Annotated in this window: 12 protein-coding genes; 9 read left to right on the forward strand and 3 right to left on the reverse strand. The window is 73.9% G+C overall.

Translation table 11 applies throughout. The annotated features are described in order from the left end of the window. Positions 1-269 precede the first annotated feature (269 nt). The 4 genes from IDM29_RS10020 (at position 270) to IDM29_RS10035 (ending at position 3,355) form a co-directional block, all read left to right on the forward strand. On the forward strand, positions 270-1,328 hold the full coding sequence (locus IDM29_RS10020) for an FAD-dependent oxidoreductase (protein ID WP_375372402.1): 1,059 nt from the start codon (positions 270-272) through the stop codon (positions 1,326-1,328). A gap of 61 nt (positions 1,329-1,389) precedes the next feature. Beyond that, on the forward strand, positions 1,390-1,914 hold the full coding sequence (locus IDM29_RS10025) for a hypothetical protein (RefSeq protein ID WP_188037479.1): 525 nt from the start codon (positions 1,390-1,392) through the stop codon (positions 1,912-1,914). Positions 1,915-2,002: 88 nt separating this feature from the next. Next, the gene (locus tag IDM29_RS10030; protein WP_182113109.1) at positions 2,003-2,824 is read left to right on the forward strand and encodes an SDR family NAD(P)-dependent oxidoreductase; all 822 of its coding nucleotides are present in this window, start codon (positions 2,003-2,005) and stop codon (positions 2,822-2,824) included. A gap of 105 nt (positions 2,825-2,929) precedes the next feature. Beyond that, a complete protein-coding gene (locus IDM29_RS10035) occupies positions 2,930-3,355 on the forward strand; it encodes a hypothetical protein (RefSeq protein ID WP_188037480.1) in 426 nt (141 codons plus the stop codon). Positions 3,356-3,383: 28 nt separating this feature from the next. On the opposite strand, the gene IDM29_RS10040 is transcribed toward IDM29_RS10035, so the two are convergent. Further along, positions 3,384-3,926 carry a DUF664 domain-containing protein gene (locus tag IDM29_RS10040; RefSeq protein ID WP_182113111.1) on the reverse strand — a complete coding sequence of 181 codons (543 nt, stop codon included), beginning with the start codon at positions 3,924-3,926 and terminating at the stop codon, positions 3,384-3,386. A gap of 61 nt (positions 3,927-3,987) precedes the next feature. On the opposite strand from IDM29_RS10040, the gene IDM29_RS10045 reads away from it, so the two are divergent. Then, positions 3,988-4,974, forward strand: a complete 987-nt coding sequence (locus tag IDM29_RS10045; protein WP_182113112.1) for a YafY family protein — start codon at positions 3,988-3,990, stop codon at positions 4,972-4,974. On the opposite strand, the gene IDM29_RS10050 is transcribed toward IDM29_RS10045, so the two are convergent. Together IDM29_RS10050 and IDM29_RS10055 are read right to left on the reverse strand one after the other, a co-directional pair. Then, positions 4,958-6,349, reverse strand: coding sequence for an MFS transporter (locus tag IDM29_RS10050; RefSeq protein ID WP_182113113.1), 1,392 nt, complete (start codon positions 6,347-6,349; stop codon positions 4,958-4,960). The genes IDM29_RS10045 and IDM29_RS10050 overlap by 17 nt on opposite strands. A gap of 255 nt (positions 6,350-6,604) precedes the next feature. Then, positions 6,605-7,684, reverse strand: coding sequence for a LacI family DNA-binding transcriptional regulator (locus IDM29_RS10055; RefSeq protein WP_182113114.1), 1,080 nt, complete (start codon positions 7,682-7,684; stop codon positions 6,605-6,607). A gap of 188 nt (positions 7,685-7,872) precedes the next feature. Between IDM29_RS10055 and IDM29_RS10060 the strand changes: the two genes are divergently transcribed. The 4 genes from IDM29_RS10060 (at position 7,873) to IDM29_RS10075 (ending at position 13,009) form a co-directional block, all read left to right on the forward strand. Beyond that, a complete protein-coding gene (locus IDM29_RS10060; protein ID WP_182113115.1) occupies positions 7,873-9,507 on the forward strand; it encodes a beta-xylosidase in 1,635 nt (544 codons plus the stop codon). Positions 9,508-9,538: 31 nt separating this feature from the next. Next, complete coding sequence (locus IDM29_RS10065) at positions 9,539-10,861, forward strand: ABC transporter substrate-binding protein (RefSeq protein ID WP_182113116.1); 1,323 nt, start codon at positions 9,539-9,541, stop codon at positions 10,859-10,861. A gap of 73 nt (positions 10,862-10,934) precedes the next feature. Continuing rightward, a complete protein-coding gene (locus tag IDM29_RS10070) occupies positions 10,935-12,083 on the forward strand; it encodes a carbohydrate ABC transporter permease (protein ID WP_182113117.1) in 1,149 nt (382 codons plus the stop codon). Next, entirely contained in the window at positions 12,080-13,009 is a 930-nt protein-coding gene (locus IDM29_RS10075; protein WP_182113118.1) for a carbohydrate ABC transporter permease, read from the forward strand. The genes IDM29_RS10070 and IDM29_RS10075 overlap by 4 nt, the downstream gene beginning before the upstream one ends. Positions 13,010-13,098: the final 89 nt, after the last annotated feature.

A 13,098-nucleotide genomic window follows, 5' to 3' on the forward strand; every position in this document is an offset into this window, starting at 1 on the left:
CCCGCCACCCCACCCCGCCAGCCGGCCCACCCCGCCAGCCGGCTCACCCCGCCAGCCGGCCCACCCCGCCAGCCAGCCCACCCCGCCAGCCAGCCGGCCCACCCCGCCAGCCGTACGGATGTTCGCACCCGCGCATCCGTACGGCTGGCCCCGTTGTGTACGTGGCCACCTGTGCGGTTGTTCGGATGCGAACACGTGGGAGGAGGGCTGCGGGGGAGAGCGGCCGGGAAGAGGCGGCGTCGGCGGGGCGTTGCCCCGGCGTGGAGGCCGTGCTGCAGTCCGTCGTCGTGGGTGCCGGCCAGGCCGGCCTCTCCGCGGCGCACCACCTGCTGCGGCTGGGCCTGCGGCCGTGGGACGACGTCGTCGTCCTGGACGCCAACGCGGCGCCCGGCGGCGCGTGGCAGCACCGCTGGGACACGCTGACCATGGCGGACGTCCACGGCGTCGCGGCCCTGCCCGACGACGTCGCGCCGCCCACCTCCGCCGAGCGCGCCAACGCCGTCGTGCCGCAGGTGTTCGGCGAGTACGAGCGGCGCGGCGGGCTGCCGGTCCTGCGGCCCGTGCGGGTCGAGCGCGTCGAGGCGCTCGACGGCGACGCCGCGGGCCCGCTGCTCGTCACGGGCGCCGGACGCACGTGGACCACGCGCACCGTGGTCAGCGCGACCGGCACGTGGGAGCGCCCGTTCGTGCCGCACTACCCGGGCAGCGGCTCGTTCGCGGGACGCCAGCTCCACACCCAGGGGTACCGCGGCCCCGACGAGCTCGCGGGGCAGCACGTCGTCGTCGTGGGCGGTGGGTTGTCGGCCGTGCAGCTGCTCGCGGAGATCAGCGAGGTCGCGACCACGACGTGGGTCACGCGCCGCGAGCCCGTGTGGCGCACCACGCCGTTCACCCCCGACGAGGGACGCCGCGCCGTCGCGCTGGTCGAGTCGCGCGTGCGGCGGGGTCTGCCGCCGCAGAGCGTCGTCAGCGTCACGGGCCTCATGCTCCGCGAGCAGGAGCGCGCCGCCGCGGAGCGCGGCGTCTACACGCGGCTGCCGATGTTCGAGCGGATCGAGCCCGACGGCGTCGTCTGGCCGGACGGGACGCGCCGGCGCGCCGACGTCATCCTCTGGGCGACCGGCTTCCGGCCCGACGTCGCCCACCTCGCGCCCCTGCACCTGCGCACGCCCGAGGGCGGCATCGAGCTCGACGGCACGACGGCGGTCCGCGACCCGCGCGTGCAGCTCGTCGGCTACGGCCCCTCCGCGAGCACGATCGGCGCCAACCGGGCCGGCCGGACGGCGGCCCGCGGCGTCCTGCGGGCGCTCGGGTGCGCAGCGGGCTGACGAATCGGGCAAGATCGACTCCGTCCGGCACCCCGAGCCGGCCTTCCCCCAGGAGCCGACCGTGAACGCACGCCCGATCGTCCCCGTCGTGGCCCTGGTCGTGGCGCTCGCGGCGGGTTGCACCGTCGGCGGGCCGGGGCCGGACAAGCCGTCCGCGCCGGCGCCGGTGAGCTCGCCCCTCGGGACCCCCGAGACCTCGCGCGAGCCGGCGGGCTCGGAGGTCTCGACGGAGGAGGCGGCGGCGACGTACGAGGAGATCGTCGAGCCGTGGAACTCGAACATCCGGGAGTGGAACGCCGCGCTCGCGAAGAACGACCTCGAGCAGCTGCGCGAGCTCGCCGCGGAGAACGCCACGCTCATGCAGGACATGGCGGACGGCCTCTTGGCGGCGGAGTGGCCCGCGGACGTCCAGCCGCTGATCGACCAGATGGTCGGGTACTGCGAGGTCGAGGCCGACCTGTGGGCGCAGGCCGGGGAGGCCACCTCGGAGGAGGAGCTCTGGGCACCGATCGACCAGCTCCCGGTGCACAACACCGGGGAGCTCATCCGCAAGCAGCTCGGCCTGGACGCGGCCGTCGCCGGGTAGCGGGCGACCCGCGCGCGGGCGGCCGGCCGGCGGGGGAGACTGCACGCGGACCGGCGTCCGCCGTGGTCGGCCGCTATCGGGAGGCCACGTGACCGGCAGGACCATCGTCATCACCGGAGCCAGTGACGGCATCGGCGCCGCGGCGGCGCGGGACCTGGCCGCGCGGGGCGAGCGCGTGATCGTCGTCGGCCGCTCACCGCAGAAGACGGCCGACGTCGCCCGTGGGATCGGGGCCGAGCACCTCGTGGCGGACTTCGCGCGGCTCGACGACGTCCGTGCGCTCGCGGCCGCGCTGGTCGAGCGGACCGACCGGATCGACGTGCTCGCGAACAACGCGGGCGGCGTGTTCGGCCGGCGCGAGCTCACGGTGGACGGTCACGAGACCACGTTCCAGGTCAACCACCTGGCGCCGTTCCTGCTGACGCGGCTGCTCCTGGACCGGCTGCGCGCGGCCGGCACCTCGACGGTCGTGACGACGTCGAGCGCTGCGAACCGCTTCGGGCGCATCGACCTCGACGACCTGGAGAGCGAACGCGGCTCCACGCCGAGCCGGGCGTACGGCGCGAGCAAGCTCGCCAACATCCTGTTCACGCGCGGCCTGCACGCGCGCCATGCGGCCGACGGCGTCGCGGCCGTCGCGTTCCACCCGGGCACGGTGGCGACGGGGTTCGCGGCGGGCAGCACGAGCGTGTTCCGGCTCGTGTACCGCACGCCGCTGCGCCGGTTCCTGCTCACGAGCGCCGAGGAGGGCGGGTCGCACCTCGCGCACTTCGTCGACGGGGCACCCGGCGTCGACTGGTTACCGGGGGAGTACTACGACCTGCGTCGGCAGGCCGCCCCGAACCCGCAGGCGCTGGACGACCGGCTGGTCGACGGGCTCTGGGAGCGCAGCGCGGCGATGGTGGGGTAGGTCGGGCGGCTCGAGTCCCGGGTCGGTCGCGGGGCGCGGAGCGTCGTGCCCGGTGCGGAGCGTCGTGCCCGTGTGCGGAGCGGCGTGCCCCGAGCGTGGAGCGTCGTGCCGACCGCGGGGTGGATCGTCCTGGTCGCGACGCTCCTCGTGGGCGGAGCGATGATCGCGGGCGCCGTCGCGCTGTCCCGCAACGAGAGCCGCAAACGCCGCATCCAGCTCCCCGCCCGCCTGGTGACTCAGCAGCGGCTTCCCGCCGGCAACTGGATGACCGTCGAGTTCCCCGGGCCCGACGGCGCGCCGCGCACCACCACGGTCTTCTCCGCGTTCCGCCGCGGCCTCGGTGCGACGCCGATGTTCAGCGGATCGGTGTGGGTCGACGCCGACGACCCCAGCGACGTCATCGTCCGCCCCCGGGCGCGCAGCTTCTGGCCCGTGTTCCTCACGATCTTCGGCTCCGTGCTCATCGCCGTCGGCATCATCGTCGCCGTCGTGCTGTGGGGCATGGACGCGATCAACAACCTCGGCACCTGACGCGCCTGACGCACCGCGCCGACGAGGGCTACCGGTCGCCCTGCGGCGGGTCCTCCCCGACGAGGCCGTCGATCGCCTCCCGCATCAGGTCGGCGTGGCCCACGTGCCGGGCGTACTCGTCGGTGAGGTCGACCAGCACGCGCCGCAGGGTGCCCTGGCCGCTGGACGCCGGCGCGTCGAGCCCGCCCTCGGCCAGCGCGCGCGTCCACGCGGCCCGCGAGCGCTCGACGGCGTCGCGCCACAGTGCGTAGAGCTGCGAGGCGGAGTCGTCGGCGGCGGAGCGCCACTCCCACTCGGGCCCGTCCCACCCGGACCAGACGGCGCCGAAGCCCGGTCCGCCGAGGTGCTCGGCCGTGCGCTGGTCCTCGACCAGCGCGAGGTGCTTGATCAGGCCCCCGAGCGTCATGGCCGACGGCGGGTGCGGCGCGTGCAGCGTCGCGGTGTCCAGGCCGCCCACCTTCCACGCGAACTGCGCGCGGGAGCGGTCCAGCGAGAACAGCAGCATCTCGGCCTCGCCGGCCGTCGGTGACGGCTCGGCGATGCTCGTGCTCAGTACGGTGTCGTCGCTCATACGCGTCACGTTAGGGTCGAAACCGGACGAAGGGCCGCCGCGTAGCAAAGGTGGTGAGGCCATGGGTGCCGACGCCAGCCCGACGGCGCGTGCGCTGCTCGCGCTCGAGCTGATCCAGGCCGCGCCCGGCATCACGGCGGAGCGGCTGGGGCGCCGGCTCGGCGTCTCGGAGCGCGCGGCGCGGCGTTACGTCGAGATCCTGCGCGAGGCGGGCCTGCCGATCGAGACCCTGCGCGGGCGCTACGGCGGCTACCGCGCCGGGCGGGGTCTGCGCCTGCCGCCCCTGCTGTTCACGTCCGCCGAGGCGCTCGGCCTGGTCATGGCCGTGCTCGACGGCCACCACGCCGCCGCCGACCCCAGCGACCCGGTCGGCAGCGCCCTCGGCAAGCTGGTCCGCGCCCTGCCCGAGCCGGTCGCCGCCCAGGCCGACGCCGTCCGCCGCACGACGGCGCCGGCGCCCGACCACGCCGCCGCGCGCCCGGACCCGGCGACGACGTCGGCGCTCGTCGAGGCCTGCGCGCACGGTCGAGCGGTCCGCCTCGAGTACCGCACCGAGGCCGGGACCGAGCGCACGTTCGAGGTGGACCCGTGGGCCGTCGTCGTGCGGCACGCGCGGTGGTACCTGCTCTGCCGCGCGCACCACGCGCCGAGCGGCGACGCGGTGCGGGCCTACCGCGTGGACCGCGTGACCGACGTCGCGCCGCTCGAGCGGACCTTCGAGCCGCCGGCGGGACTCGACCCGGTCGCGCTGCTGGAGGAGCACCTGGCGTCGGGGTGGCGGTACCCGGTCGAGGTGGAGGTCGAGGCGCCGGCCGACGTCGTCCGGCGGCACGTGCCGCGCAGCGTGGGGCGGGTGGAGGAGGTCGACGGCGGGCGCAGCCGGATCGTCGGCACGACGAGCAACGCGGCCTCGTACGCCGAGTGGCTGGCGCTGCTGCCCGTCGCGTACCGGGTGGCCGCGGGGGACGAGGTGCGGGCGGCCGTGCGGGAGCTGGGGCTGCGGGCGGTGGCCGCGAGCGCGGAGCCTCCGGCTAGCCCGGTCGGGTAGCTCGGGAGGCGCCGTCGGCGGCATGGGCGCCGCGGGACGCCGCGGCGAGCCGTTGGAGCATGACGACGGCCAGTGGCAGCAGGACGAGGTAGAGCACCTGGGCCCGCGGCACGGGCCCGTCGAGGAGACCGAGCCCGGTCCCGAGCCAGGCGTACGCCGACGTCGTCGCCACCGCCATGCCCACGGACTCGGCGATGACGACGGCGGCCGCCATCCGGTCGTCCGAGATGCCGTCCGGCTGGTCCGGCTGTCGCAGACAGCGCCCGAGCAGGTCCGGGTACACCGAGCCCATGCCGAGGCCGAGCAGGCACGCCCCGAGCAGCAGGCCGATGAACGCCGTCGACGCGTCATCGGCGAGGAGCGTGGTCCCGAGGAGCACCGCGACGCCGGTGGTGATGCTCGCCCCGGCGGGCAGCGCCCGCCGACGGAACGCGGCGTCGTCGAGGGCGGGATGGGTGCCGGTCCACAGCGCTGCCGCCGCCCAGAGCAGGCCCGGGGCGGCGATGATGAACCCGAACCGTTCCGGGCCGAGGCCGAAGGCGTCGTGCGCCACCACCGACAGCACCATGGAGGCGCCGAAGTACACGGCGGCGGTGGCGGCCAGGGCGGCGAGCGCGGCTCGCCGGCCGCGCGACCTGCCGAACGTGCCGGCCGGGAGCACGGCCCGCGCAGCGAGGAGCATGAGGCTGACCCCGGCGGCGAGCGCCACGGCGGACCACGCGCCGACCGGCAGCACGAGCACCGCCGCCCCGCCGGCCAGGACGAGGGACCACCCCCACGGCGCCTTCTCCGCGGGGACCTCCTCGGTGCGCTCGGGCGTGTAGCGCGCCACCAGCATCCGCGCCAGGAGCAGGACCGGCAGGTACAGCACCATCGCCCAGCGCCACCCGAACGCGGCCATCGCGGCCACCGCGTACACCGGGCCGAGGACGGAGGAGAACAGCCACACCCCCGACATCCCGGCGAGGACCAGCTGGCGGTAGCGCGGCGGGAGTCCTCGACTGATGGCCCCCATGCTCACCGTGGCGAGAGCGCCTGACGCGAAGGCCCTGACCGCCGTGCCGGCGATGAACCACCCCATCGACGGCGCGACCGCGCAGATCACCGCACCCGTGACCGTCACGGCGGTGAACACCACCATGAGGCGCCCGACCTGAAATCGCGAGAGGAGCCAGGCCCCCAGCGGCATCGTGAGGAACATCGGTGCCTGCGCCGCGGCGTTGAGCGGCCCGTACAGGTGTGCCCCGTCGAGCTCGGCCGCCACCAGCGGAAGCACCGTCTGGGAGAGGTAGCTCTGCATCCCGGCGAGGAACTCGACGAACACGAGCGAGAGGGCGAGGACTGGGGCGGCGAACCGCCCCGTGGGCGCTCTCATCGGCCTGCCGCTCCGCTGTGGCTGCCCGTCTCCTGGGGCCAACCGGTCGCGAAGCCCGCGCAGGGGGCATCGCCGACCGGTGGCCGGCCCGACGCCGGCAGCGCCACGGTGAGCGACATGGCGACGATGGTGCCGCACGGCGGGCGGCGGCGCAGGAGCCGTCGGGACCTCGTCGCCCGATCGGTCGCGAGGAGGGTTCGGGACGGGCTGCCCGGACCGCCCGTGCCACCGCGCCCCTGGACGACGGTCGGCCGCTCACGCGTCCACGGGCACCGGCCCATCGGTCGCTGCTGCGCGGCCCGGGGCGGCCGCGGTGCTGTCCCGGACGGTGAGCGAGGTCGCGAGCTCGACGTGGCGCGACGCCGGCCGTCGGCCCTCCACCATCCCGAGGACGGTCTCGACGGCCATCCGGCCCATGCCCTCGAGGTGCTGGTGCACCGTGGTCAGCGGCGGCGTGGTCCAGGCTGCCTGCGGCGTGTCGTCGAAGCCCACGACGCTGAGGTCGTCGGGCACCCGCACGCCGAGGGTGTGGGCCGCGACCAGCACCCCGACGGCGATCTCGTCGTCGGCCGCCATGATCGCCGTCGGCGGCTCGGGGGAGGTGAGCAGGGCGGTGGCGTGCCGGGCGCCCGAGGCGACGTCGAAGTGGTCCGAGCGCACCAGGGCCGGGTCCATCTCGAGCCCCGCCGCGTCGAGCGCGGCCTGGTAGCCGTAGAGCCGGTCGCGGGCCGCGCCGGACGCCTCGGGCCCGCCGATCCATGCGATCCGCGTGTGGCCCAGGCCGATGAGGTGCTCGGTGGCCGTGCGGGCGCTAGCCCAGTTGCTCGACGCGACGCTGACCATGCGGCGGTGGCTGGTGTCGACCGGGTCGACGATGACGAAGGGCAGGGCGGCGTCGCTCGCGGCGTCGATCAGCGCGTCGGGCTCGGAGAGCGTGAGGCCGATGATGCCGACCACCCCCGCCGCGCGCTGGTCGGCGACCCACTCGCGGGCGACGGTGCGCTGGCCGCGCGACGCGCGCTCGGGGGCCAGGCGGGTGAGCAGGTCCACGCCTCGTCCCGTGGCCGAGGCCATGACGCCCTGGAGCACGCCGAGGATGTACGGCGAGGCCGGGATGTCGAACACGACGCTCAGGGCCGTGCGTCCCGCGGCGGGCGCACGAGCCGTCGTGGCCCGGTAGCCGAGCTCGGTCACGGCGGCCAGGACGCGCTCGCGGGTCGCCGCCGAGACGTCCTGACGTCCGTTGAGCGCCTTGGAGGCGGTCGGCTTGGTGACCCCGGCGGCCGCGGCGACGTCGTCGAGGGTCGCCCGTCGCTGGGCGGCGTCGCCTGCCATGACCCTCCATCGGATCGAAACTGTTTCGCTCTGTGCGTGCACAAGAAGCGGACAAGACTCAGACGGCGGCAGAGGTAGCGCACGACGGGCCGCGTCCCCTACTGTCGGGCCACGATACAGGTTACGAAACTGTTTCGCAATCCTCTGGGCGGCGACGGCGCCGCCCCGCAGACCAACGGAGGTCCTTGATGCCGGTCGACGCGTCACCCACGCTACTCATCGACGGACGTCCGTCGGCGGAGGTGCCCCTGCGGCACGTCTGGAACGAGTGCGTCGGCGCGGGCCGGGCCAACGAGGCGCTGCGCGCCGACTGGCAGGAGCACTTCCGCGAGGCGGTCGACGTGCTCGGGGCCCGCTACGTGCGGTTCCACGGCGTGTTCCACGATGACATGTTCGTCTACCGCACCGCCGACGGCGGGGGCTTCGGCCCGCCGACGCCGCTCGAGCGGCCCGTGCACACCTACGCCTACGTCGACAAGGTGTTCGACGCGATCCTCGACGCCGGCGCCCGCCCGTTCGTCGAGCTCGGCTTCATGCCCCGTGAGCTCGCGACGCAGACCGAGACCCTGTTCTGGTGGAAGGCGCACTGCAGCCCGCCCACCGACATGGGTGCGTGGGTCGAGCTCGTGACCACCACGGTGCGGCACTGGATCGGGCGCTACGGCCTGGAGGAGGTGCGCCGCTGGCCGTTCGAGGTGTGGAACGAGCCGAACCTCGTCCCGCACTTCTGGACCGGCACCCGCACGGAGTACTTCGAGCTCTACGAGGCCACGGTCCGGGCGATCAAGGACATCGATGGCGGGCTGCGGGTCGGCGGGCCGTCGTCATCGGTCTTCGTGCCCGACGCCCGCTATGACGGCGAGGTGCACGACAAGTCCGTCGAGGCCGCGACCGCCGAGGCGCCCGACCCCGACGTGCTGCCGTGGAAGCCGGTCTGGATCCACGAGCTCATCGACTACTGCGCCGAGCGCGGGCTGCCCCTGGACTTCCTCTCGACCCACCTCTACCCGACGGACTACGCGTACGACACCCAGGGAGTCGGCCGGCCGATCAGCCGCAACCGCGACGCGACGCTCCACGACCTCGAGGCGCTGCGCAAGATCATCGCCGCGAGCCCGTACCCGGACGCCGAGCTGCACGTCACCGAGTGGTCGACCTCGCCCTCGAGCCGCGACCACATGCACGACACGCTGTTCGCCGCGACGTACATCGCCCGCGCCTTCCTGCAGTGCCACGACCTCGCCGAGTCGATCGCGTACTGGACCTTCACCGACGTCTTCGAGGAGGGCGGCGGGGGCATCGGCCCGTTCCACGGCGGCTTCGGCTTCGTCAACGAGCAGGGCATCCACAAGCCGACGTTCCACGCGATGGCGATGCTCCGCCGGCTCGGGCCGACGATCGCGCTGCAGACGGAGCACGGCGTGCTCACCCGCACCGCGGACGGCGGCGTCGCCGGGGTGTTCTTCAACTACCCCGAGTCGATGGGCTCGCAGTCCGTCGGCGGGGCCACGAGCTACGCGCAGGCCCGCCGCCACCTCGGGCAGGGCCCGGCGCGTCGGATCGCCCACACCGTCGCCGGGCTCGCTCCGGGCACCCGGTACGACGTCGAGGTCCTGGACTGGGACCACGGCAACGTCGCCGAGGAGTGGCACCGACGCGGCGAGCCGCTCAACCTCTCGCGCCAGGACGTGGCCGAGCTGCGCCGCGTGGCCGACGCGCTGGACCGCCGCACCGTGACCACCGGCGCCGACGGCGTCCTGGTGATCGACCTCGACCTGGCCCCCTGGGCGGTCGCCTCGATCGCCCCTTCGACCACCTCCTGAACCCACCAAGAAACCCGAAGGGACCTCGATGATGAGGATCAACAGGCAGTTCGGCGCCGCGGCCGCGACCTGCGCGGTGGCGGCGCTCACGCTCACCGCGTGCGGCAACGGCGGTGGCGGCGGCGGCGGTGAGAGCGCCGGGGAGGCGAGCGAGGACAACAAGCCCGCCGAGCTCTCGGTGGCCGCGTGGATGGACTTCCCGCAGGAGCTGCTCGACGAGTTCGAGGAGGAGCACGGCATCGAGATCGTCGTGAACTCGTTCGCCGACGGCGCCTCCGCCCAGACCGTGCTGCGCAACGGCCTGTCCGCCGATGGCGCCGGCCTCTCCGACGTCCACCTCGTGGAGCTGGACTGGTGGACCGAGATGATGGCCGTGCCCGAGGACTGGGTCGAGCTGCCCGAGGTGCCGGACCGCTGGGTCGACTGGAAGGTCAGCCAGGGCTCGGTCGACGGGATGATCACCGGCTACGGCACCGACATCGGTCCGCTGGGCATCGCCTTCAACCAGGACATGACCACCCAGGCCGGCCTCGCGACCGACCCCGAGTCGTTCGGTGAGCTCATCGGCGGCGAGGACGCCACGTGGCAGTCGTTCCTCGACGCGGGCCGCGAGTACGTGGCGGTCAACGACAACTACTTCATCGACTCGCTCACCAACGCGTTCCAGGCCGCGATCAACCTGCTCCCGGCGGCGTTCGAGGACCCGGAGTCCGGCCGGCCCTACGACCTGGCCGAGAACACCGAGGTCAAGGACCTGTTCCTGATGTTCGCCCAGGCGGCCGAGGACGACATCTCCGCCGGCATCGCCATCGGCCACAACGACTGGGGCGCCGGCTTCCAGAACCGGCAGTGGGCGACGGTGGTCACGCCCGCGTGGATGACGGGCATCATCGCGGACAACGCCGACGGCATCGAGGGCTGGCGCATCGCCAGCACCTTCCCCGAGGGCGGCGGCAACTGGGGCGGGTCGTTCTTCGCCGTGCCGGCCACGGGGGAGAACACCGAGTGGGCCGTCCGGCTCGCCGACCACCTGACGTCGGCGGACGCCGCTGTCGCGTGGTTCAACACGACCGGGCAGTTCCCCTCCCAGCTCGAGGCGATGAGCAGCCCCGAGATCGCCGAGGCGGAGAACGAGTTCTACGGCGGCCAGACGGTCGGCCAGATCTACGGCGACCTGGCCGCGGCGGCCGGGGACTCGGCGGCCGGCGGCTTCCGCGGCGAGAACTTCGCGGGCATCCAGACGCTCGTGACCGACGGCATCCGGCTCGTGGAGTCCGGCAGCGCCACCCCCGAGCAGGCCTGGGAGTCGGTGGTCGCCGACTTCGACGCCCTCGGCTTCGAGACCGCCAACTGACCCGACGCGGCGCGGCCCCCGGACCTGCACGGTGCGGGGGCCCGCCGGGCGGGACCTCACGGAAGGCGCCGACATGGCATCCGAGACTGCGGCGGCGCGACCGGCGCGCCGGGTGGGGTGGGGGCAGCGACTGTCCCGCTGGGACATCAAGGTCTCGCCCTACCTCTACATCTCCCCGTTCTTCATCCTGTTCGCGATCTTCGGAGCCTTCCCGCTCCTGTTCAACGTCGTCGTCGCGATGCACGAGTGGCACCGGCGTGCCGGCATGGGCGAGTTCGTCGGGCTCGACAACTTCGTGTGGGTGCTGCGCCAGCCGCTGTTCTGGCGGTCGCTGGAGAACACCTTCTCGATCTTCCTGTGGGGCGGGGTGCCCCAGCTGGTCCTCTCGCTGCTCATCGCCGCGGTGCTCGACCAGAACCTGCGCGCCCGGACGTTCTGGCGGATGAGCGTGCTCATCCCGTTCGTCGTCATGCCGGTCGCCACCGCGATGATCTTCGGTCAGGTCTTCGGCCAGTTCGGGCTCCTCGTGCCCAACCTCCAAGACCTGGGCCTGCTGACCCACACCGACTCGCCCTTCTTCCAGGACCGCCTGCTCTCGCACATCGCGATCGGCTCGATGGTGACGTTCCGCTGGACGGGCTACAACGCGCTGATCCTCCTGGCCGCGATGCAGGCGGTGCCGCGCGAGCTCTACGAGGCCGCGACCGTCGACGGCGCGAGCCGCGTGCGCCAGTTCTTCTCGGTCACCATCCCGAGCATCCGCGCGACGCTGATCTTCGTCGTGCTCACCATGACCATCGGCGGCCTGCAGGTCTTCGACGAGGCCCGCATGTACGACGGCGGCGGCACGGGTGGCGGCCGCGGCGGCGCGGACAACCAGTGGACCACCGTCGTGCTCTACCTCTACGACCTCGGCTTCGGCGACTGGCAGGACCGCCTGGGTCAGGCGGCCGCCGTCGGGTGGATCTTCGCGTTCGTCATCGGGATCTTCTCGGTCATCAACTTCCTCATCACGCGCTCGATCTCCTCCTCGAGCACCGCCCCGGTCCGGGTCTCGCGGGCTCGCCGCAAGGCCACGATCGCCCGGCTGCGGGACGCGGCGGCCGAGCCCGGCGCGATGCCCGACGACGCCCACGACGACGCCCACGACGACGCGCACGACGGCGTGCCCGGGTCCGATGGCGCGGCGGACCTCGACCTCACGAAGGGAGCGAAGCGATGAGCACCGGCTTCATCGAGAACACCGCGGGCCGCGGCGCCGCGCGGTACGCCCACAAGCGCGCCGCCCGGGGGCGGCCCGTGCGCGGGTACGACCCGTCGACCCGGCGGCCCGGCTGGGTGACCTACGCGCTCCTCGCCGTCGTCGTGGCCGTCTCGATCTTCCCGCTGTACGCGTCCGCCATGTACGGCTCGGCGACCACCCAGGAGATCTCGCGGGCCGTCGGCAACCTGCCGACGTGGCTGCCGACCCTGCGGCTCTGGGAGAACTTCGGCGCCGTGTTCTCGGCCGACCAGTTCAGCTTCTGGGCGGCGTTCGCCAACTCCCTGCTGGTCGCCGTGGCGGTGAGCGCCTCGACGGTGTTCTTCTCCGCGCTCGCCGGGTTCAGCTTCGCCAAGCTGAGCTTCCGCGGACGGCAGGCGCTGTACCTCACGGTCATCGCGACGCTCGCGATCCCCGCGCAGGTGGGCACCATCCCGATGTTCGTCATGATGAACGACCTCGGCTGGATCGACTCCCTGCTCGCGCTCGCCGTGCCGGGACTCGTGGGCGCCTTCGGCGTGTTCTGGATGACCCAGTACCTGCAGGAAGCGCTGCCGTTCGAGCTCATCGAGGCCGCGCGCGTCGACGGCGCCTCGCTGTTCCGCACGTTCTGGTCGATCGCGATGCCCGCGGCCCGTCCGGCCGCCGCGACGCTCGCGCTGTTCACGTTCGTCGGCTCCTGGAACAGCTTCTTCTGGCCGGCGGTCGTCATGCGCTCGCAGCTGACGATGCCGCTGGTGATCCCGCAGCTGCGCGGTGCGTTCACGACCGACACCGGGCTCGTGATGTCCGGCGTCTTCCTCGTCGCCGCCCCGCTGCTCGTGGTGTTCGTGTTCGCCGGCAAGCAGCTGGTCTCCGGCGTCATGGCGGGCGCCGTCAAGGGCTGACGCCGGCGCCGGCCCGGGGGAGAGGGCCCGCGCCACCCGCGCCGGGGCGGGCGCCGTGCCATGCGGCCGCCCGGCGTGCGGGGTCCGCG

Origin of the sequence: Actinotalea sp. JY-7885 (assembly GCF_014525465.1) — a bacterium.
In the GTDB taxonomy this organism is placed as follows: domain Bacteria; phylum Actinomycetota; class Actinomycetes; order Actinomycetales; family Cellulomonadaceae; genus Actinotalea.

What these genes read in the sequence shown, in the direction of transcription:
- IDM29_RS10040 (WP_182113111.1), bottom strand. Translation starts at nt 3,926, where the DNA reads ATGAGCGACGACACCGTACTGAGCACGAGCATCGCCGAGCCGTCACCG.
- IDM29_RS10045 (WP_182113112.1), top strand. Translation starts at nt 3,988, where the DNA reads ATGGGTGCCGACGCCAGCCCGACGGCGCGTGCGCTGCTCGCGCTCGAG.
- IDM29_RS10050 (WP_182113113.1), bottom strand. Translation starts at nt 6,349, where the DNA reads ATGAGAGCGCCCACGGGGCGGTTCGCCGCCCCAGTCCTCGCCCTCTCG.
- IDM29_RS10055 (WP_182113114.1), bottom strand. Translation starts at nt 7,684, where the DNA reads ATGGCAGGCGACGCCGCCCAGCGACGGGCGACCCTCGACGACGTCGCC.
- IDM29_RS10060 (WP_182113115.1), top strand. Translation starts at nt 7,873, where the DNA reads ATGCCGGTCGACGCGTCACCCACGCTACTCATCGACGGACGTCCGTCG.
- IDM29_RS10065 (WP_182113116.1), top strand. Translation starts at nt 9,539, where the DNA reads ATGAGGATCAACAGGCAGTTCGGCGCCGCGGCCGCGACCTGCGCGGTG.
- IDM29_RS10070 (WP_182113117.1), top strand. Translation starts at nt 10,935, where the DNA reads ATGGCATCCGAGACTGCGGCGGCGCGACCGGCGCGCCGGGTGGGGTGG.
- IDM29_RS10075 (WP_182113118.1), top strand. Translation starts at nt 12,080, where the DNA reads ATGAGCACCGGCTTCATCGAGAACACCGCGGGCCGCGGCGCCGCGCGG.